An 18689-nucleotide genomic window follows, 5' to 3' on the forward strand; every position below is an offset into this window, starting at 1 on the left:
AACGCTGTCATGAGTATAAAAATAACAACGCAGCAAATTTCAATGCGCTACAAAGAGCGTGTTTTGTTCCACATCCCCGAATTGTCGATCGGCCCTAACGATGCTATTTATCTCAAAGGCGATAACGGTGTTGGCAAAACGACCCTACTTAAAATCTTATCAGGATTGATCAAGCCGAGCTCTGGCCGTATTCAGTCTCCGACACAAAGCTGGCAACACAGCCTGTTTCCTCGGTTAAAATTTAAAGACATCATCTATCTACACCAAACCCCTTACCTTTTTGATGGCTCTGTGTACCAAAATGTCGCTTATGGCATTCGCTTTAACAAAGAGAGCCAAAAAGATAAGCGAGCTCAAATAATTAATGCGTTGAGGATGGTAGGTTTAGAAACCCTAGCAGACGAGCACATTTCTGTTTTGTCTGGTGGTGAGCGTCAACGCGTGGCAATGGCACGAGCTTGGATTCTCAAGCCTTCAATCTTGCTGATGGACGAACCAAGTGCTTCTTTAGACAAAGAATCTATTGAAAGATTGGTCATTATGGCCGAAGATCTTCTTCAGAGAGGCGCGAGTTTGGTCATCACTAGCCACCAAACTAACGCGTTAACCGATTTATGTAAGAAGCAGTGGTGGATCAAAGACAACACTTTGACCGAATCACCGCTTCTGCAAGTTATTAAAAAGAACAAAGCACAAGAGAATATTTATGCTGCTTCCAACGCAAACTAGTTGGGTTATTTTGGCTGGCGGTCAAGCCAGCCGTATGGGCGGAAAAGATAAAGGACTCGTTGAGCTCAACGGTTCTCCGCTTATTCAATACGTTATAGACAAGCTGTCTCAACAAGATGTCAGCATTACCATCAATGCCAACCGTAACCTAGACAGTTACCAAGCATTTGCACCGGTTGTGTCCGATTCTTTCCCTGACTACCCAGGCCCTTTGGGTGGGATTCACGCTGGCCTTAAAAACGCGACCACAGATTGGGTAGGCTTTGTTCCTTGCGACAGCCCTCAAATCAGTGACGACCTTGTTGAGCGTTTTTGTGCAGCAGTAAAAGAAGACAGCGACATTCTTGTGGCTCATGATGGCGAATTTAAGCAACCTGTATTCACCCTGTTCCACAAACGTGTTCTGCCAAAGTTAGAAGCGTTTTTAGAGCGTGGCGACCGCAAGATCATCTTGTTGTACAAAGAGTGTGTCACTGAGTACGTCGACTTTAGCGACGCGCCTAACTGCTTTGTTAATCTCAATACGCCAGAAGAACTCACCCAATTTGGAACGCTTCAATAATGAAAGATTCAAAACAACGCCCTAACCTTCCTTTATTGGGCTTTGCTGCTTACAGCGGCACAGGCAAAACAACCGTACTTGAAGCGTTGTTGCCTCTGCTGACGAATGCGGGTTTAAAAGTGGGTGTTCTTAAACATGCTCACCACGATTTCGATGTCGATAAGCCAGGCAAAGACAGCTACCGCCTACGTAAGGCTGGAGCCAATCAAATGCTGATCGCTTCGCGTAACCGTCACGTGATGATGACAGAAACGCCAGAAGCCGAAGCTGATTTTGATTACCTACTGACACGTTTCGATACCAACACGCTGGACTTGATTCTGGTTGAAGGCTGCAAGAACATTGCCTTCCCAAAAATTGAACTGCACAGAGACGAAGTCGGTAAACCTTGGTTGTATCCAAACGATGACAACATTATTGCGATTGCTGCAGACAGTCACGTTGAATCAGACTTGCCACAAATGGCGATCAGCGACTTAGAAGCGATTCGTGATTTCATCATCGAGTATGCTCAGTCATTCGACCCTTCATCGACAACAAGCAAAACAGCGTCGTGTTCATCTTCAAAAGACGATACACCTGTTGTGTGTTGTGACTCCTTCTCTCCTGCTGGCCTAAGCGTTACGCAAGGTCAACAAAAGATCGTCGATAGTATTGATGCGCTCGACCTCACTGAGAGTGTTGAATTACTACAAGGCTACGGGCGTGTGCTGGCTGAAGATGTTATTTCACCAATCAACGTACCTCAGAATACTAATTCTGCAATGGACGGCTATGCGATCCGTAGCGAAGACCTAGAATTGGACAGCTACAACATCGTTGCTGAAGTCATGGCTGGTCACAGCTACGAGCAAACCGTTCAACAAGGTGAAGCGGTTAAGATCATGACTGGCGCTCCAATGCCTGAAGGCGTTGATGTCGTCGTGATGCGCGAACAAGCCGTTCAAGAAGGCGACACAGTTAGCTTCCCAGACGCTAAAATCTCGGTTGGACAAAATGTCCGTATGGCAGGCGAAGATTTAGAAATCGGCCAACCTGTCTTTACTCGTGGCACACGAATCGAAGCACCAGAAATGGGCATGATGGCGTCACTAGGTTTTGGCAACTGCCCTGTTTTACGTAAAGTTAAAGTCGGTGTGTTCTCTACGGGTGATGAAGTTCAAGCACCGGGTAGTGAGCAGAAGCCGAACTCTATCTATGACTCGAACCGTTTTACTATTATCGGTATGCTTCAAAAGCTAGGTTGCGACATCGTTGATTACGGCATTATCGAAGATGACGAACAAAAGATGATGGATGTACTTCATGCTGCGTCGTTAGAGACCGACATGGTTCTGACTTCAGGTGGCGTGTCTGTTGGTGATGCGGACTACATCAAACTCGCGTTAGATAAGTTGGGTGAGATTAACTTCTGGCGTATCAACATGCGTCCAGGGCGCCCTCTTGCTTACGGCAAAATTGAAGATAAACCTTTCTTCGGTTTACCTGGCAACCCAGTAGCCGTGATGGTGTCGTTCATTAACTTTGTAGAACCTGCAATCCGCAAGCTACAAGGTCAAACTAACTGGACAGCAGTGAAAGCGAACGCGATAGCAACTGAGCAATTACGTTCTCGTCAAGGTCGTACTGAGTTCAGCCGTGGTGTGTTCTCAATGAATGAGTCAGGCGTACTTGAAGTGAAAACAACCGGTAAGCAAGGTTCAGGTATTCTACGTTCAATGAGCGAAGCGAACTGCTTAATCGAAATCTCGCCAGCGGTTGATACCGTGAAAGTTGGCGAGACGGTAACGATCATTCCACTTCAAGGTCGTGTTTAATTGAAGGTTCAATGACCTGAATTGACTTAGCAGCTTTTTAAATGGTTTAGAAGCTCTTTGCCAAAACATAGATGAAGCCCCTTCTATCGAATTTTCGATGTTATGGGGCTTTCGTTTCGTTAGAGACAACCTGTTCGTTCCTTAAAAGACAGAAAGCTTAAATAGCGATAGGCCTGAAGAACGATAATCTTAAGATTTTTTATCATAACCTTGAGCCACGTACTGTTTTTATGTAGAGTGCGCGCAAAGTAATAATTCTATTGGAGAGCATCATGGCTCGTACCATTCTGTACACTTACAAAGACGAAGACAAAGAGTTACTGTTTTCGAAACAAGAACACCGCACGATCCAAGAAGCTGTCGCTGCAGCTGAAGGTATCGACATCACTGAGTATCTAAAAACTGAGCAACAGCTTGAGTTTATTTCTGATACTAAAGCGGTTCGTAACTACCAAGACAACTATTTCCGTAAGCTAGGCTTTACTAAGCTTACGTTGAAGCAAAAAGACAACCTTGGCGTTGGCAAAAAGAAGAAGTAAGCCCTCTGGCTTCTTTTTCTCAAAATTTAGCTTCTAGCTTTTCGTTTTGGGGTTAGTAGTTAAAAGCTAAAGAAACGAAAACCAAACAATAAAAAATGCCGCAACCTCTTTCGAGATTGCGGCATTTTTATTTGTGCTTCTAGCTAGCTGAACGTTAAGTTGCGATTACTTGATGTTAAGGAATGCAGCGCCACGTACACCGCCGGAATCACCGTGTTTCGCTTTGATGATCTTAGGGCACTTCGCTACAGACAGTAGGTACTTAGGTATGCGCTTTGGCATCTCTTCGTAGATAAGTTCGAAGTTTGAAAGACCACCACCCAGTGCAACAACATGTGGGTCAAGACCCGTAAACAAGTTCGCAAAACAGATAGCCAATAGCTCCATGAAGCGATCTACGTGCTCAGCCGCTTTTGCTTCACCTTCGTTGTATGCTTGGATGATTTCAATCGCTTTCTTCTTCTCACCGAAGTAGTGCTCATAAATCAATTCGAAGCCACGACCTGATAAGTAGCTGTCTAAACAACCTTTCTTGCCACAACCACAACCTAATAGCGGCGCGTTGTCGCCAAGGTGGAACCATGCATCAATAGGAAGACGCATATGGCCTAACTCGCCTGCAACGTGGTTACGACCAGAGAAAACTTTGCCTTCATAAACTAAACCACCACCGAAGCCAGTACCTAGAATTAGGCCAGCAACTGATGGTTCATCTTTAAGTTCATCATCCCATGCTTCTGAAAGCGCAAAACAGTTCGCATCATTCTCGATTTTTACACTACGACCAATAAGCGCTTCTAAATCTTTACGCAGTGGCTTACCTGTTGAAGCCGGTACGTTAACAACAAGCATTGTGCCGTCGTCTGCGTTTTCCATGCCAGGAAGACCAAGGCCAATTTTGCCTTCGCAAGAGAATTCGCTGTCGTATTTTTTAACTAAACCAGCAATCGTATCAAGCAGTAATTGATAATCGTCTGTTGGTGTTGGAACACGTTCTGTTGCTACTCGCTCAAGTTTCTCATTGAATGCACCAAACTCAATTTTTGTGCCGCCAACATCGAAGCCGTAATACATGAAATCTCTCCAATTTTTCCCTAAATTAGGGCAAATAAAATTTTTAAATTAAACAACTAAGGAGCATTATCCATAACACTCCCCCTACAAACCGTGATAGATAACAAACTTATCTCGTGATCGAGTCTGTTTGAACAACAAGTCAGCACAAAGCGGTTAAAGGTTAGAGTGACGTCTCACTTTTGGTGTGCTCTATGAAAGCGTTCAGACTTGGTTTGGTCGGATCGGACTTATAACGCGTCTTACTTAGCATGTAGCTTTCACGAAATGCTTCAAACCATAGTTGTAAAGTCTTCGCGCCCTGCTCTTCACCCGCTTGTTTTAATACTAAGCTCGCGACTTCGGCAGTTGAGAGGTGTTGTTCGTTGTCTGACTTACGCATCATGTATTGAGAAACCGATTCAGGCTCGATCGACAGCACAGGTAAGTCTTGCAGATACTCTGAACGACGGAAGATACGTCGCGCTTCGCGCCAGCTGCCATCGATGAAAATCAGCAATAGTGTTTTGTTTGGGTCACGCATTTGTGGCAGGTCTTGAACCACGCGCGTTTTGTCGTCGGTATAGTCTTCAGGGAACACGATCACAGGTTGGTATTTGTCGTCTTTTAGAACATCCAACATCTCTTGATTTGGCTCAGTACGATGCCAAAGGTAGGCGTAACTGTCTTTTACCGTGTCAACAATCAAACGACCGGTGTTACTTGGTTTTAAGATTTCGTTGTCTGACAAGATCAACATAGTCGCGACGTTCGTATCAATGTTAGGTTGATGCTCGCAGATACAGCTGTCTTGTTTTATTTTACAGAACTCACATCGCACTACTTTACACCCGCGCGCATTAAACGGCTTAGTAGCAATGGATAAACGGTGTTGGTATAAACGGTGAAAAGCGTGGATTCTCATGGACAATAACGATAGATCTAGAAAAGTGGCACGATTGTACTTACAGTGACCCTAGAATGATAGAAGGAATTCCCATGCAAGACCCATCCCTGCTTCGCCTTGTTTGTTTTATTGTCGTTTTTGGATTATGTGCGCTTTGGGAGTACCGCTTTCCACGTAAAACGCTGACTCAGAGTAAATGGTTTCGTTGGGGAAACAACTTTGCTTTAGTCGCTCTGAATAGCTTTCTGTTAGCGACGTTAATCCCTATCGCGGCGTTCCAAGCGGCAGTTATCGCACAAGATAACCAATGGGGTTTGTTTAATACCCTGTCACTTCCCAGAGAACTTAGCATTGTGGTTTGTGTATTGTTGTTGGATTTCGCTATTTACTTACAGCACTTGGTGTTTCACCGCGTTCCTTGGTTGTGGAAGCTGCACCGAGTACATCACGCTGATCTTGATATCGATGTCACAACGGGCACCCGCTTTCACCCAATAGAAATGATTCTTTCAATGCTGATTAAAGTGAGCTTGGTCATAGCACTGGGTGTTCCAGTGATCGCCGTTGTCATCTTCGAAATTGTGTTGAATGCCAGCGCCATGTTTAACCACAGTAATGCGCGCCTGCCGTTGTGGTTTGATAAAAGATTAAGAAAAGCGATTGTTACGCCAGACATGCATCGCGTCCACCACTCTGTCATTGTTAAAGAAACACACTCAAACTTTGGTTTCTTCTTATCGGTGTGGGATATCTGGTTTGAGACATATCGTGACCAGCCTAAGCTTGGCCATGATAACGTTCATATCGGTGTGCCAGAGATACAAGATGGCAAGGAACAGAGGCTGGATAAACTGATCACCCAGCCATTTAGATACAACCAGAAAAGTTAAAAACTAGACAACAAACACGAACCAAACGTTACGCTTTTAACTCACGTAGATAGCGGTAAATGGTGTGGATAGAGATATCGAGCCCTTTTGCTGCTATTTGCGCACTGTCTTTCAAATCAAAAATACCCATTTCATGCAATCGCGTCACAATCTCACGACTTTTCTTCGATGGCGCTATTTCAGGATCACTCGTCACCTGCTCTCGCACGGTTTCAATTGAGCTGTGCATCATTTCTTCATTGCTGCGGGCAAAGGTTTCAGGTGTGGTTTGAGGTCTTTCTAAATGAGGCAACAAACAAGGAACCAGTGAATGCATCACCTCTTGGAATGGCGCATCGAGGTTGGTGTTGATACAGAGCAAACCGATGGCTTTCTGTTGAGGATTTCGAATTATCGTCGTCATAGAACGTAAGGTTTTGCCATCTGGACATTTTGTCATATACGCACCCGACACATCTTTACCTTGAGTCAGCTTCATCAGCGCTAAGTTGGTAATAGGTGCGCCTACGTCTCGACCAGTGACATGACTGTTCGCGATTTTGATAATCGAAGGGTTGCGAACATCTAAACTGTGCAATAACACTTCCGTATGCACGCCATACATTGCAGCAATCCCGTCAACGATGTTTTCGATTGAGTGCAAAATATCATAATCACTTTGAGCTAATTCAAACACTGAGTCCTTCCTCTTCTGGCGAAAAAACCGCTAAGTAAAAATACCAAGCGGTTTGTTTTATTCTAAAACGTTTGATTACGCAGACATTATATCAATAATCGTTGAGTCTGTAACACTCATACCCGCGGTAACCAATTTTCCAATATTGCGAATACTGGTCTCGACATCATCAGCTACAATGCCTTGGTTGTGGGCTTCATTACAGCGCATCGCCATTAAGAATCCGTTAGCCGCAGCACTGGTTGAGGTTTTTACTTTCATAGCACATGTCGACTTAGCACCATCACAAACCATTCCAGAACAATCACTTAGTACATTCTGAATTGCGTAACAGCTCTGCTCGAAAGAGCCTTTCGCAAGATACACCATCGCCATCGCTGCCGCGGCACTGGTTACCGTATTACCACAAAAAGCAGAAAGCGGTGGATAGTATGATTTGATATAAATCGCACCAAGGTGACTCATGATAAGCGCTCGTGCCAATTGTTCTTGAGACGACTTAAAATGCTCGGCGATAATTGCGACGGGAATTGTTGCAGCGATCCCTTGATTACCACTGCCGAAATTACTCATTGCAGGCAAGGTTGCCCCGCCCATTCGAGCGTCGGACGCGGCGGCAGTTTGCATGATGATCTTATTCATCAGATCTTCGGTCATCAAGCCTAATTGGATACCTTGTTCCATGGTACGGCCAACTTCAAGCCCGTATGCATGTGCTAACCCTTCTTGTGACAACTTACTGTTGAGCTCTGACGCCTCTAGAATAAACTGAATGTCTTCAAATTCAGCGCCAGTGGCGTAATTGTAGATACCGCCGATATCAATATCGATACCATCACAAATCGATCCGGTTGACACCGTTTGGTCACAATCTTGACTGAATAAAACCGTACCATTTAACGTTTTTTTAATGATCTGAGTATGACCGCCGCTGATTTCAACGATAGCAATTTGACCTTCAGATTCAACTTCAGCACAGCAATAGATGAATTCATCTACGTCTTTTCGATGTGCGCTCACCTGCCCTGCATCAATAAGCGCTTGAGCTTTATCGACATCTTGTGCGGTGATCTTAGCCAAAACCTCTAGACCAGCGTGTGGATCCCCACCAATTGCACCAACAGCAGCAGCAATGGGTAAGCCGATTTTTCCTGTTCCCGGAACAAACACGCCCATCGAGTTTTTGTATAAATTATCCGACACATACACGCGAACTTTGTCGGGTGTACCCACCAGCATCTTGGCCGCGACTGAACAAGCGTAAGCTGCGGAGATGGGTTCTGTGCAACCAAGAGCCGGTTTAACGACGGTATTTAAAATCTCTTTATACTGTTGCCATTGTTGTTTCATAGTAAGGACCTCACACTATTCTTCGATTATTTACGAGCAGCTACTTACGACCAGCAATTGCTTCAATTTCGATTTTCACACCTAAAGGAAGATCCTTCACTGCAAAGCAGCTACGAGCTGGACAATCCGTTTCAAAGAACTCTTTATAGACTTCATTGAAAGCCGCGAAATCATTAATGTCTGATAAGTAACACGTTGTTTTTAGTACCGCGTCTAGGTCACTGCCCGCCGCTTGTAATACATATTGAAGGTTTAGTAACGATTGACGAGATTGTTCACTCACACCACCTTCTACGACACCGCCTTTTTCTCTGCACACAGGTAATTGACCTGATGTGAAAACGAGGTTTCCAAATGCGTTGCCGTGTGAGTATGGACCGATAGCTTCTGGTGCTCTGTCTGCTGTGATGACTTCTTTCATGATTATTCCTGTTCTGGGTTACTAAATATTTCAACTACATTTTAAACACTGAAATAACCAAAGTGCAAAAATAGTTGCAATATTTATCTTAAAATACCGTCAATCAAAGATCTCAAAAATGGAAGTTAATTTAAGTGGCTGAATTTGAACAATTTAAGCGTGGACCCTATTTCTGTCGAAGTCGTAATACCGATCTAAATCAAATAAATTTTAATCTGCATTTGAAAAATAAACGAATCAGCAATACGATTCTCTCCATAATTTGCAAATAAATTTGAATTTTTAATTTAGGGTGAGCAGTCATGAATAAACAACAGATACAGGCAGGGCTACGTGCCATCTTGCCGTTATGCGTAGGTGCATTTCCATTTTCATTTATCGTCGGAGCAATCAGTATCACAGCCGGGATGAGTGTTACTCAAAGTACTTTGTGGTCATTTACTGTGTTTGCTGGTTCATCGCAAATGGTCGCATTAGGCTTGGTTCAATCGTCTGCGAGTATCGTAGTCATCATGTTTACTACTTTCATTATCAACCTGCGTCACATGCTCTACAGCGCATCAATGTCTGAACACATGAAAGAGTACCCTCTTCATATGCGCATATTGATGTCTTACGGATTAACAGACGAGGTATACGCAGTAACGATCAATGAAATGAAGGAAGAAAAACAAGGTCGTCATTGGTTCTATTTGGCGGCGATGGGCGGATTTTGGGTTAACTGGGTGGTGGCTGATTTCTTGGGCGCTCTGATTGGTTCTTCGTTCCCTGAAATTGCTAACTATGGTTTAGATTTCGCAATGGTTGCAGCCTTCATTGCTATTGTGATTCCCCAAGTGAAAAGTCGCGAGTGCATTGTGGCGGCAATCGTTGCGACGTTCACCGGCGTTCTACTGGCTGAACTCCCCTATTCACTTGGTCTCGTTATCGCTGCGGTTGTGGGCGTTTACGCGGGGTATCGTATGGATCTCTCGACAGAGAAAGCAGAACAAGAAGCAACACAAACTGGTTTATTAATCGCAGAAAGCGGAGTGGCATAACCATGAATACAACGACTTTTATTCTTATTACCTTAGCGATGGCGGCGGCAACCTTCATCATTCGTTTTTCTGTGATTGGTATGGCGGGCAAGTTTGAGATGTCGGAGCGTTTTAAAAAGACGCTGCGCTTTGTTCCCGTTACGGTTTTACCTGCGATCATTGCTGTGGAGATTTTAGGTGCGGGGCCTGAAATGGAATTCGATCTTCACAACCCAAAGGTTTTGGCTGCGATTGTTTGTACGCTTGTTAGCCTTCGTTTTGATCTGATTTGGGTTGTGATCAGTGGTGTTGCCTCGCTTATCTTTTTCCAACAAATCATGCCAATGTTGCCGATGTAGAGAAGCTCAAATAGACAGGTAAATAGCGTTAAAAAAGAAAAGGCAGAGTCTCGTACTCTGCCTTTTGCATCAATCCTATCTCGCTTGGTAGTTATTCAATATTAATCAACAAACAGCAACGAACGTGTCTACTTTTCAGCTTGCAACTGGTACTTGTGAAGCATGGCTTGTTGGTGCCCTGCTATCTCGGCAACTTGTTCTGAGCTTTCAATCATAGACTCTAACTGCAACTTGGTATCTTCACCCTGCTCCGATACACGGGTGATTGAATGTGTAACATCAACAGTGGCGCGAGCCTGCTGCTCAGTCGCCACCATGATTTGCTCTACTCGTCCTTTAATCTGACTCACTGCAACTTCAATCTTTTCAAAGGCTTGCTTAACATCACCACTGGTTTGCATCGCATTGGCCATTTCGCTTCGCGATTCAGTCACCGCCGAGCGAGAACGTCCAGCTGCTGCGACCAATTCATTCATCATATTGCGAATATTAGTGGTTTGCTGAGAAGTGCCGCTGGCTAATTTTCTGACTTCATCGGCAACTACGGCAAAGCCTCGGCCTTGTTCACCTGCTCGCGCTGCTTCGATGGCGGCATTCAATGCTAGCAAGTTGGTGTTTTCTGCAATGCCGCTGATCACATCGACCATTTCACGGATCTGCTTAACACGTCCGTCGAGGTCGGTCATCGACTCTTCGTTCAAACTCAAAGAGTGTTCTAAAGCTTGCAGGCGTTGTTGATTGAGCCCGACAACTTGGCTGCCGGTTACCGATTCGTTTTCAGCAAGTAGCGCGTCGTCATTTGATGCATTCGATATACGTGCAATTTCACCGATTGACGCTTCCAGTTCAGTAATCGTAGTGATCATATTCTGTAGCGATTCGTTTTGCTCATTCAGGCTCGAATTAGTTTGTTCCGCTGCGTCATGGCTTACTTCTGCGGTTTGGTAAAGCGTTTCGCAGTTACGTGTCACCAAGCGCACAGAATCCGCTGTTGAATCGACCACGGTATTCAGTTTCGAAGCAATCACTTGTAACTCTAAAGGGCCAACCAATACGCTTTGTTTTGAGAAATCATGCTCTGCAAGCAAGCTCAGTTGTTGCGTAATATTTTTAAGGCCTTTGTTGACCCAGCGACGTAACACTAACCATGAGAGCACGATGATAATGGCGATCACTAGACCGCTGATAAACAACACTCGGTCAATATTGGTAATAGTCTGATTAACAACGAGCTCGCTCTCATCAATCAATTGAGAAGCGGTAAAAGATAATTGGTTCAGTGTGTTGATGACAGTGTTCGCTAAAGAGATCACTTCAGCGAGATCTTGCTCTTGTTGTTGAACTAACTCTAATTTCGAAAGTAGTTGCTTGATAACGCCTTGTTCTGTGAAGCCTTCTTTTACCATTTCATAAGGTGCGGTTAGGCTTGCGAATTCAGCAATGTCAGGATGCCAATCTGCAAAGTCACTGTAAGCCAAGTTCAGACCCGCAATTCGGTTTCTTAATTGGCGATATTCGTCTTGTGCTTTCTCGATGTCAGATTGCATCATCAACATCAAGAAGGTATTTGCCATTGCTGAAGCACTTGAAGTGAAACGATTCGCTGCATCACTGGCTTCTGGATTATCTTCCACCAAAAACGAACTGATACGGTTCATTTCGGGTCCGATCGAACCAACACCGTAACGGAACTCGCTCATTTTGCTGTCGATCAGGTTTTGCTTATTTTGAATCTCAATCTGGGCGAGCAGAACCGTGTTGGTCATGGTTTGTAGTTGCGCCATATCATCGATAAGGTTCTGTTGTTGTTCTAGAGAGATCGCATCAGGAAAAGATTGGGAGATAAAAAGGAGTTCCTCTAGCGTTGCGTTACTCTTGGAAGCGAGTTGGTCAATCGATCCTCGTGTTGCATTCAGTGTATCTAAGTCGGTTGATTGAGTGCTGTAAGTGAGAAGTTTGACTTGTTCTAATACGCTCTGGGTTAGCTCCGCGTTGTGCAACGCAAGCGGTAAAGCCTGCTCCGATAGCGTATCGAAATATCCACCTACTCGCTCGACACCTCTTATGCTGACCATTGATAAAAAGCTGACAAGTAAAAGAATGGAAATAAAGACAGCACTAACGGTTTGGATGAGCGAGAATGTATAACGTGAGGGTTTTATTGATAAATTTGTGTCGGGCATGTGAAATCCAGTTTGACTACGAAAAGAGATATCCTTAAGTTAGTTCGTATACTAGAAGTCCTTGATGACGTTTTTATTTCATTTTTTTTTCAGAAGAGTTACGTATGAAATTCAGGAAAATGCTTGCAGTTACAATAACTTTCGCAACATTAGCTGCATGTAGCTCGACACCACCTCCCTCTCACTTCAGTCAAACCGCACAGAAATCCTTATCAAAATCAGAACAATTGACTGTTAATGCCTATATGAGCGTGTATGACCAGTGGAAAGGTGTGCCTTATCACTTTGGTGGTACGTCATTTAGAGGTGTTGATTGCTCTGCATTTGTTCAAATTGCTGTACAAAATGCAACCCAGCAAGCACTGCCAAGAACGACCAAAGATCAGAGTCAACAAGGAAAAGAAATCGCATATGAACAAGCGATAAGCGGTGATCTGGTCTTTTTCAAAACCTCACCAAAGGTTCGACATGTAGGTGTTTATCTGGGAAACAAACAGTTCCTACATGCGTCTACGTCTAAAGGCGTGATTATCTCAAGGCTTGATAACCCCTACTGGGCTTCAAAATTCTGGCACTTTAGACGTATATAGATTGAAGTTTATCTGACTTTAATTGCATTTAGCTAACGTCAGCAGCAACTGTTCTTAGTCGTATTTAGCCACAGCAGTATCAAACAAGTTCTTCACTAATGCGATGTATTCATCAAGAAAAACAATCTGTTCGTTCGTCGCTTTCTTAGCCCAAACACCTGCTAATACTTCACCCAAATCAGCGACAACAGCATCGGCCTCTTTCAACAATTGAAAACGAACGCTGGCATGCAATTCTGGGTTTTGCTCGAAAATAGCCATGATGTTGCTTGAAATCATGTCCGTTACGATGTCTTCGACACTTTCAGTGCCAGTATCACCGGTACCTTTGGTGAATACATCCAGGTTGAATGATAGGTGCTCGATTAAAGCTAAGTAGCCATCGGTTTCTACAACCACAATAAATCTCCGTTTTAAGCTCAAGAGTAGATTAATACGTACTTGGCTAATACTATGTAAATTAGGTCATTTGTCATCATTTTATTATTAAAAGTCGCATTTAAATGATCTTTGTTAGCATTTGAGCTCAAATTTAAATCAACCTCTCAAGTATCAAACAAGCCATCGAACTAAACAGGTGAAAAGACCAGCGACAAACGGATTTAATACCTTACTGGCATTCTACCTATTGTCTTATGAGCGTTAACCATCTTATTAGAACCAAATAAGGTAACGTGTAGACGATACTAATCCGCCCCTTCTTTTCCAGTTAACAGGGATCTTATCGGGCTCAGATGTGATACCTGTTCCAAACCGTTGACGACCTAACAAAGTATGATTTCTTCTGGTATATCAACGGCATTGAGACAGTTCGAGTTCACAAATTCTATAATTGATGCATATCGAACGGAATAAGAGATAAGAACATTGACCAGAACGTCTATAAATTGCTCAGATTTATCCTAAACTATTGCTATTAAACTATTTGTATTTAGTATTTCAAATCAACAGTTCTGTGAGGATTTCCTATGTGGCAGGCCATTTCTCAACAGCTTTCAGACACCCTTTTATTCAACTTTCAGATTACTGAACGTACTAAGGTGCCTGGTGGTGACATTAACGATTGCTATATGATCAGTGATGGTAATGAACGTTACTTTGTAAAAGTGAATCAGCGGGAATTTCTCCCAAAATTTGAAATTGAAGCTGAGAACCTGCGCTTACTAAGAAATACTTCCACAGTCTACGTCCCAGAGTTGGTGCTGATTGGTAAAACCAAAGAGTGCTCGTTCATTATTCTTAATTACCTACCAACCAAGCCTTTAGAAACAGGCAATAATAGTTATGACTTTGGCGTTCAACTGGCACAATTGCACAGCTGGGGTGAACAAAAAGAGTTTGGTTGCGACCAAGATAACTATATTGGCAGTACCCTTCAGCCCAATCCATGGCACAAAAAATGGGGCCGTTTTTTCTCAGAGCAGCGTATAGGTTTTCAGCTGCAGCTTCTGAAAGAAAAAGGCATCGAATTTGGTGACATCGACGATATCGTCGACGTGGTCAATATGCGACTTGCGGGCCACAATCCCCGCCCTTCGTTACTTCACGGTGATCTTTGGAACGGAAATGTTGCCAATTCTGCTTTTGGCCCAATTTGTTACGACCCTGCTTGTTACTGGGGTGACCATGAGTGCGATTTAGCGCTAACCGAATTGTTCGAAGGCTTCCCTGAAGAGTTTTATGACGGCTATCAAAGCGTCATGCCACTAGACGTTGGCTATACTGATCGAAAAGACATTTACAACCTGTACCATCTTCTAAATCACTGCAATCAATTTGGCGGTGAGTATTTAGCGCAAACCGAAGCGTGTATTCAGAAGATTCAGGCCGTTTAATACCAGTCACAGCGGTTGACCAAGAACCATACAAGCAGCCGTGTTCGATATAAGCTTCTAGGATCGACATAAGCTAGAACGTTAGATATAAGCGACTACGATTGGGAAAAGCGTCCACGTTCGATAAAGCGGCTGCAATTGATAAAAGTTACAGTGAGGAGAATTCGCCATGCATAAATACACCGAGAAACATGTCTCTTGCCCTCATTGTGGGCACGCCATCAGTATAACGCTCGATGCTTCCAATGGTAGCCAAGATTTCTACGACGATTGTCCAGCGTGTTGCAATGCCATTCACCTCGACATGCAGGTAGATGAAGTGAGAGACAGAATTAATCTCTCGATTGATGCAGACGATGAACAGGTTTTCTGACCAATCATTTTTAGGTTCAGCCCAGATCAAAAAAGAGCACCTGATGTGCTCTTTTTGTTATTTATAACGATATCTTATTACTCAAACCATAAACCTTGTCGTGCAGGTTATTTCTGATTTGCGAGTACGCGTTCTACGGTATCAACGATAGCTTGTGTTTGAGGGTCGAATTCGATGTTCACATCGTCCCCTACTTCACGGCCACCAAATAGAGTGCGATTCAGCGTTTCTGGGATCAGATGTACAGAGAAACGATTGTCTTCCACTTCACCAATCGTTAATGAACAGCCATCGACACCAATGTAGCCTTTGCTCAGAACATATTTCATCGATGCTTCTGGCAGTTCGAACCAAAGCGTACGGTTGTTTTCCGTTTTAATCACTTCGACTAACTTAGCCATAAGTGCGATGTGCCCAGACATGCTGTGACCACCGATCTCGTCACCAAACTTAGCGGCGCGCTCGACGTTTACTTGGTCACCAACATCGAGTTGGCCTAAGTTGGTTAGTCTTAGTGTTGCTTGCATGAGATCAAATGAGATTTGGTTACCTGAGATTTCAGTAACGGTTAAGCAACAACCGTTATGAGCGACTGAAGCACCAATCGCTAATCCTTCAACCATCTCGTCGTTTAACTCAATGGTATGAGTCTGAAACAACTCTTTTTTGTTGATAGCAACCAGTGTAGCCATGCCTTGAACGATACCTGTAAACATAAGATTCCTATTTAGCATTTTAGTAACAGTTTTTCATAGCAAGTATTGTGACATTTCTTTATGATTCGTCCAGTGGAAGCTCAAGATCAGTGTCTCTGATTCCTTCAGAATGTCTATTCCTACGCTATTATTCTAATTTTCTCTCTTATTTGGAGTTGTTTGTGCATCGTTACAAAGAAGAAGCCTCTAATTTAGTCAAACTTGCGACCCCAGTTTTGATCGCGTCAGTTGCACAAACCGGAATGGGTTTTGTTGATACCGTTATGGCCGGTGGCGTAAGTGCTATTGATATGGCGGCGGTTTCGATTGCAGCAAGTATTTGGTTACCATCCATTCTATTTGGCGTGGGTCTATTAATGGCGCTTGTTCCTGTAGTGGCACAATTGAATGGCTCGGGTCGCCAAGTAAAGATTCCATTTGAGATTCAGCAAGGTGCGTTTTTAGCGCTAGTCATCTCTCTTCCAATCATTGGTGTGCTCTTTCAAACGCAACTGATACTTGAATGGATGGACATTGAACAGCTCATGGCAGACAAGACCATCGGCTATATGAATGCCGTGATGTTTGCTGTTCCTGCATTTTTGCTGTTCCAAACTTTAAGAAGTTTTACTGATGGTATGTCTTTAACCAAACCCGCAATGGTTATCGGTTTTATCGGCTTACTATTAAACATTCCGCTTAACTGGATGTTTGTATACGGAAAGCTAGGCGCACCTGCTCTTGGTGGTGTTGGCTGTGGCGTGGCGACGGCAATCGTCTATTGGGTGATGTTCGCTTTATTGTTTGCTTATGTTTTAACATCGAAGCGTTTAGCGAAAATTAATATCTTTGGCACGTTCCATAAGCCACAGTTAAAAGCGCAAATCCGTTTGTTCAAACTTGGTTTCCCGGTTGCCGCTGCAATCTTTTTTGAAGTAACGCTATTTGCAGTCGTTTCTTTATTGGTGGCACCATTAGGCTCATTGATTGTTGCCGCGCACCAAGTCGCGATTAACTTCTCTTCACTCGTGTTCATGATTCCAATGAGTATTGGCGCTGCGGTGAGTATTCGTGTTGGCCATAAATTGGGGCAAGGCAACACAGAAGGCGCAAGAATAGCGACACATGTGGGCATTATTGTTGGATTAGTAACGGCGTTTATGACGGCTGCCCTAACCGTGTTGTTCAGAGAACAAGTTTCGCTACTTTATACTGAAAATACGGCAGTTATCACCGTTGCCATGCAGCTGTTGTTGTTCGCGGCGGTATATCAATGTACGGATGCAATTCAAGTGATTGCGGCGGGTGCTTTGCGCGGATACAAAGACATGCGTTCGATCTTCAACATTACCTTCGTTGCCTACTGGCTACTTGGCCTTCCTATCGGCTATGTATTAGGAATGAAAGACTGGATAGTTGAGCCTATGGGCGCACATGGTTTCTGGATTGGTTTCATCATTGGTCTTACGTCAGCAGCCATTATGTTGGGTATGCGCCTGCACTGGATGCACAAACAAGATGATGATGTTCAGCTAGAGTTTAGTTCTCGTTAATTCGTTAATTCGTTAATAATTAGTCGCGAATTACTAACGTAAATCCAGTATACAAATAAACCTCAAGAGCTCTGAATTGTCAGGGCTCTTTTTATTTCCTGTTAACCTAAATATTCTCGTTTGAATGCTGTCACTGCTTTTGTTTTCAATACTCACTCTTTTCTCGAACAAAGCGTGCAAACTTGGGCTTTCCGTTTTGCGTAAAGCCGTTATAGCGGAAGGTAATTCGACTGCCGATCTCTGGCGGTGCCAATCTCATTTTATCGCTAAACCCACTCCCAATATAAAATTCAACACCCTCTTCAGTGTGCACTAATATTGAGCCCATCATGCCTTTGTATTTTCCTGTTCCTCCCTTGTAACCGATAACGGTCGCTTCAGCGTCATGATGTCTTTTGAGTTTCAACAGGTCGTTGCTTCTTCCTGCTTGATAACGACTGGTGATCTTACGAAGCATAATGCCTTCACCATTCTCTTCATCGATGTTGTCTAACTGCTGGAATAACAACTCTTCATTGGGTATGGGGAAATGTTCGATGTAACCAATATGCTTTTCATCAATCACACTCGCCCAATGGAGAATGTTGTAATAACGTTTTTGATAATCTCCAGCAGCTCCAGGCATATCGAAAAGCATGAAGTCGATTTTCTGCCACGCAGTATCACTGGGCGTATGATCTAAAACGGTTGATTGAACAATATGGAAGTTACCTCGCCCTGCCCATAACTCGCCTTCTAAGTGAACTTTAGGAAGTTTTGCAACAAACCACTTAGGGACATAAATTCGATTGCCGTTACGCGTGAATAGATGCTCGCCATCCCACAACGCTCTAATACCATCCAGTTTTTCGCTTTTCCAATATTGAGAGACATCTATTCCTTGTTGATAGGTATTGGCAAGCACCAATTGATCCGGTGGTAAATACGATGAATGCGCAGCTAAAGTACACGCCCACAACGTCGCTATAGCCAGTTTGGTTAACCTCATTATTCACTCCGTATTATTCACTCCTTTCATCCTATGTGTTCAACAGAGTTGATATCAGGAATTAAATAAACGATGCGATCCAAACGTCAACATTATTCAACCCTTGATTTCATTCATCAAATTAATACCTAGTAGCTCTCAAAAATTCAC

At 43.6% G+C, this 18689-nt stretch carries 20 protein-coding genes; 11 read left to right on the forward strand and 9 right to left on the reverse strand.

Going from position 1 to position 18689, the window contains the following annotated elements; translation table 11 throughout:
- The first annotated feature begins 9 nt into the window (after positions 1–9).
- From OW495_RS19045 to OW495_RS19060, 4 genes are all read left to right on the forward strand, one after another.
- Entirely contained in the window at positions 10–729 is a 720-nt protein-coding gene (locus OW495_RS19045; protein ID WP_009846743.1) for an energy-coupling factor ABC transporter ATP-binding protein, read from the forward strand.
- Entirely contained in the window at positions 707–1291 is a 585-nt protein-coding gene (gene mobA / locus OW495_RS19050) for a molybdenum cofactor guanylyltransferase MobA (RefSeq protein ID WP_017112061.1), read from the forward strand. The genes OW495_RS19045 and mobA overlap by 23 nt, the downstream gene beginning before the upstream one ends.
- Entirely contained in the window at positions 1291–3108 is a 1818-nt protein-coding gene (locus OW495_RS19055) for a bifunctional molybdopterin-guanine dinucleotide biosynthesis adaptor protein MobB/molybdopterin molybdotransferase MoeA (RefSeq protein WP_289887785.1), read from the forward strand. The genes mobA and OW495_RS19055 overlap by 1 nt, the downstream gene beginning before the upstream one ends.
- A gap of 272 nt (positions 3109–3380) precedes the next feature.
- Positions 3381–3647: a DUF2960 family protein gene (locus tag OW495_RS19060; protein WP_004733780.1), complete on the forward strand. Its 267-nt coding sequence runs from the start codon at positions 3381–3383 to the stop codon at positions 3645–3647.
- Positions 3648–3812: 165 nt separating this feature from the next.
- Here OW495_RS19060 and nagK read toward each other — a convergent pair whose 3' ends face one another.
- Both nagK and OW495_RS19070 read right to left on the reverse strand, forming a co-directional pair.
- Positions 3813–4721, reverse strand: a complete 909-nt coding sequence (nagK, locus tag OW495_RS19065; protein WP_017112058.1) for an N-acetylglucosamine kinase — start codon at positions 4719–4721, stop codon at positions 3813–3815.
- A gap of 163 nt (positions 4722–4884) precedes the next feature.
- Positions 4885–5631, reverse strand: coding sequence for a tRNA-uridine aminocarboxypropyltransferase (locus OW495_RS19070; RefSeq protein ID WP_076672039.1), 747 nt, complete (start codon positions 5629–5631; stop codon positions 4885–4887).
- 68 nt (positions 5632–5699) lie between these two features.
- On the opposite strand from OW495_RS19070, the gene OW495_RS19075 reads away from it, so the two are divergent.
- Positions 5700–6497, forward strand: coding sequence for a sterol desaturase family protein (locus OW495_RS19075; RefSeq protein WP_289887786.1), 798 nt, complete (start codon positions 5700–5702; stop codon positions 6495–6497).
- Positions 6498–6525: 28 nt separating this feature from the next.
- Here OW495_RS19075 and OW495_RS19080 read toward each other — a convergent pair whose 3' ends face one another.
- The 3 genes from OW495_RS19080 to OW495_RS19090 form a co-directional block, all read right to left on the reverse strand.
- A complete protein-coding gene (locus OW495_RS19080) occupies positions 6526–7173 on the reverse strand; it encodes a PAS domain-containing protein (RefSeq protein ID WP_289887787.1) in 648 nt (215 codons plus the stop codon).
- Between the two features lie 75 nt (positions 7174–7248).
- On the reverse strand, positions 7249–8523 hold the full coding sequence (locus OW495_RS19085; protein ID WP_065103434.1) for an L-serine ammonia-lyase, iron-sulfur-dependent, subunit alpha: 1275 nt from the start codon (positions 8521–8523) through the stop codon (positions 7249–7251).
- 40 nt (positions 8524–8563) lie between these two features.
- Positions 8564–8944 carry a RidA family protein gene (locus tag OW495_RS19090; RefSeq protein WP_017112053.1) on the reverse strand — a complete coding sequence of 127 codons (381 nt, stop codon included), beginning with the start codon at positions 8942–8944 and terminating at the stop codon, positions 8564–8566.
- A gap of 302 nt (positions 8945–9246) precedes the next feature.
- On the opposite strand from OW495_RS19090, the gene OW495_RS19095 reads away from it, so the two are divergent.
- Complete coding sequence (locus OW495_RS19095) at positions 9247–9984, forward strand: AzlC family ABC transporter permease (RefSeq protein ID WP_065103436.1); 738 nt, start codon at positions 9247–9249, stop codon at positions 9982–9984.
- 2 nt (positions 9985–9986) lie between these two features.
- Positions 9987–10322 (forward strand): AzlD domain-containing protein, encoded by a 336-nt coding sequence (locus OW495_RS19100; protein ID WP_017112051.1) that lies wholly within the window; start codon positions 9987–9989, stop codon positions 10320–10322.
- 128 nt (positions 10323–10450) lie between these two features.
- Here OW495_RS19100 and OW495_RS19105 read toward each other — a convergent pair whose 3' ends face one another.
- Entirely contained in the window at positions 10451–12505 is a 2055-nt protein-coding gene (locus OW495_RS19105) for a methyl-accepting chemotaxis protein (RefSeq protein ID WP_289887791.1), read from the reverse strand.
- 104 nt (positions 12506–12609) lie between these two features.
- Between OW495_RS19105 and OW495_RS19110 the strand changes: the two genes are divergently transcribed.
- Positions 12610–13095, forward strand: coding sequence for an NlpC/P60 family protein (locus OW495_RS19110; protein ID WP_289887792.1), 486 nt, complete (start codon positions 12610–12612; stop codon positions 13093–13095).
- Between the two features lie 54 nt (positions 13096–13149).
- Here OW495_RS19110 and OW495_RS19115 read toward each other — a convergent pair whose 3' ends face one another.
- Positions 13150–13494 (reverse strand): DUF3802 family protein, encoded by a 345-nt coding sequence (locus OW495_RS19115; RefSeq protein ID WP_017112048.1) that lies wholly within the window; start codon positions 13492–13494, stop codon positions 13150–13152.
- A gap of 569 nt (positions 13495–14063) precedes the next feature.
- Here OW495_RS19115 and OW495_RS19120 point away from each other — a divergent pair.
- A complete protein-coding gene (locus OW495_RS19120) occupies positions 14064–14930 on the forward strand; it encodes a fructosamine kinase family protein (RefSeq protein WP_017107077.1) in 867 nt (288 codons plus the stop codon).
- A gap of 169 nt (positions 14931–15099) precedes the next feature.
- Positions 15100–15303 carry a CPXCG motif-containing cysteine-rich protein gene (locus OW495_RS19125; RefSeq protein ID WP_004733789.1) on the forward strand — a complete coding sequence of 68 codons (204 nt, stop codon included), beginning with the start codon at positions 15100–15102 and terminating at the stop codon, positions 15301–15303.
- Positions 15304–15410: 107 nt separating this feature from the next.
- Here the strand turns inward: OW495_RS19125 and OW495_RS19130 are convergent, their stop codons facing one another.
- Positions 15411–16019: a riboflavin synthase subunit alpha gene (locus OW495_RS19130; protein WP_102280837.1), complete on the reverse strand. Its 609-nt coding sequence runs from the start codon at positions 16017–16019 to the stop codon at positions 15411–15413.
- Positions 16020–16180: 161 nt separating this feature from the next.
- Here OW495_RS19130 and OW495_RS19135 point away from each other — a divergent pair, with 161 nt between their 5' ends.
- On the forward strand, positions 16181–17551 hold the full coding sequence (locus OW495_RS19135) for an MATE family efflux transporter (protein ID WP_065103441.1): 1371 nt from the start codon (positions 16181–16183) through the stop codon (positions 17549–17551).
- 145 nt (positions 17552–17696) lie between these two features.
- Here the strand turns inward: OW495_RS19135 and OW495_RS19140 are convergent, their stop codons facing one another.
- Positions 17697–18539: a DNA ligase gene (locus OW495_RS19140; protein ID WP_289887794.1), complete on the reverse strand. Its 843-nt coding sequence runs from the start codon at positions 18537–18539 to the stop codon at positions 17697–17699.
- Positions 18540–18689: the final 150 nt, after the last annotated feature.

The organism is Vibrio sp. 14N.309.X.WAT.E.F5 (genome assembly GCF_030397615.1).
Taxonomy (GTDB): Bacteria; Pseudomonadota; Gammaproteobacteria; order Enterobacterales; family Vibrionaceae; genus Vibrio; species Vibrio lentus.

Bases quoted from the DNA above. Each gene is read 5' to 3' on its own strand.
- OW495_RS19130 (WP_102280837.1), bottom strand. From the start codon at position 16,019: ATGTTTACAGGTATCGTTCAAGGCATGGCTACACTGGTTGCTATCAAC.
- OW495_RS19120 (WP_017107077.1), top strand. From the start codon at position 14,064: ATGTGGCAGGCCATTTCTCAACAGCTTTCAGACACCCTTTTATTCAAC.
- OW495_RS19100 (WP_017112051.1), top strand. From the start codon at position 9,987: ATGAATACAACGACTTTTATTCTTATTACCTTAGCGATGGCGGCGGCA.
- OW495_RS19085 (WP_065103434.1), bottom strand. From the start codon at position 8,523: ATGAAACAACAATGGCAACAGTATAAAGAGATTTTAAATACCGTCGTT.
- OW495_RS19125 (WP_004733789.1), top strand. From the start codon at position 15,100: ATGCATAAATACACCGAGAAACATGTCTCTTGCCCTCATTGTGGGCAC.
- OW495_RS19110 (WP_289887792.1), top strand. From the start codon at position 12,610: ATGAAATTCAGGAAAATGCTTGCAGTTACAATAACTTTCGCAACATTA.
- OW495_RS19060 (WP_004733780.1), top strand. From the start codon at position 3,381: ATGGCTCGTACCATTCTGTACACTTACAAAGACGAAGACAAAGAGTTA.
- OW495_RS19045 (WP_009846743.1), top strand. From the start codon at position 10: ATGAGTATAAAAATAACAACGCAGCAAATTTCAATGCGCTACAAAGAG.
- OW495_RS19105 (WP_289887791.1), bottom strand. From the start codon at position 12,505: ATGCCCGACACAAATTTATCAATAAAACCCTCACGTTATACATTCTCG.
- mobA (WP_017112061.1), top strand. From the start codon at position 707: ATGCTGCTTCCAACGCAAACTAGTTGGGTTATTTTGGCTGGCGGTCAA.
- OW495_RS19075 (WP_289887786.1), top strand. From the start codon at position 5,700: ATGCAAGACCCATCCCTGCTTCGCCTTGTTTGTTTTATTGTCGTTTTT.
- nagK (WP_017112058.1), bottom strand. From the start codon at position 4,721: ATGTATTACGGCTTCGATGTTGGCGGCACAAAAATTGAGTTTGGTGCA.
- OW495_RS19140 (WP_289887794.1), bottom strand. From the start codon at position 18,539: ATGAGGTTAACCAAACTGGCTATAGCGACGTTGTGGGCGTGTACTTTA.
- OW495_RS19090 (WP_017112053.1), bottom strand. From the start codon at position 8,944: ATGAAAGAAGTCATCACAGCAGACAGAGCACCAGAAGCTATCGGTCCA.
- OW495_RS19055 (WP_289887785.1), top strand. From the start codon at position 1,291: ATGAAAGATTCAAAACAACGCCCTAACCTTCCTTTATTGGGCTTTGCT.
- OW495_RS19095 (WP_065103436.1), top strand. From the start codon at position 9,247: ATGAATAAACAACAGATACAGGCAGGGCTACGTGCCATCTTGCCGTTA.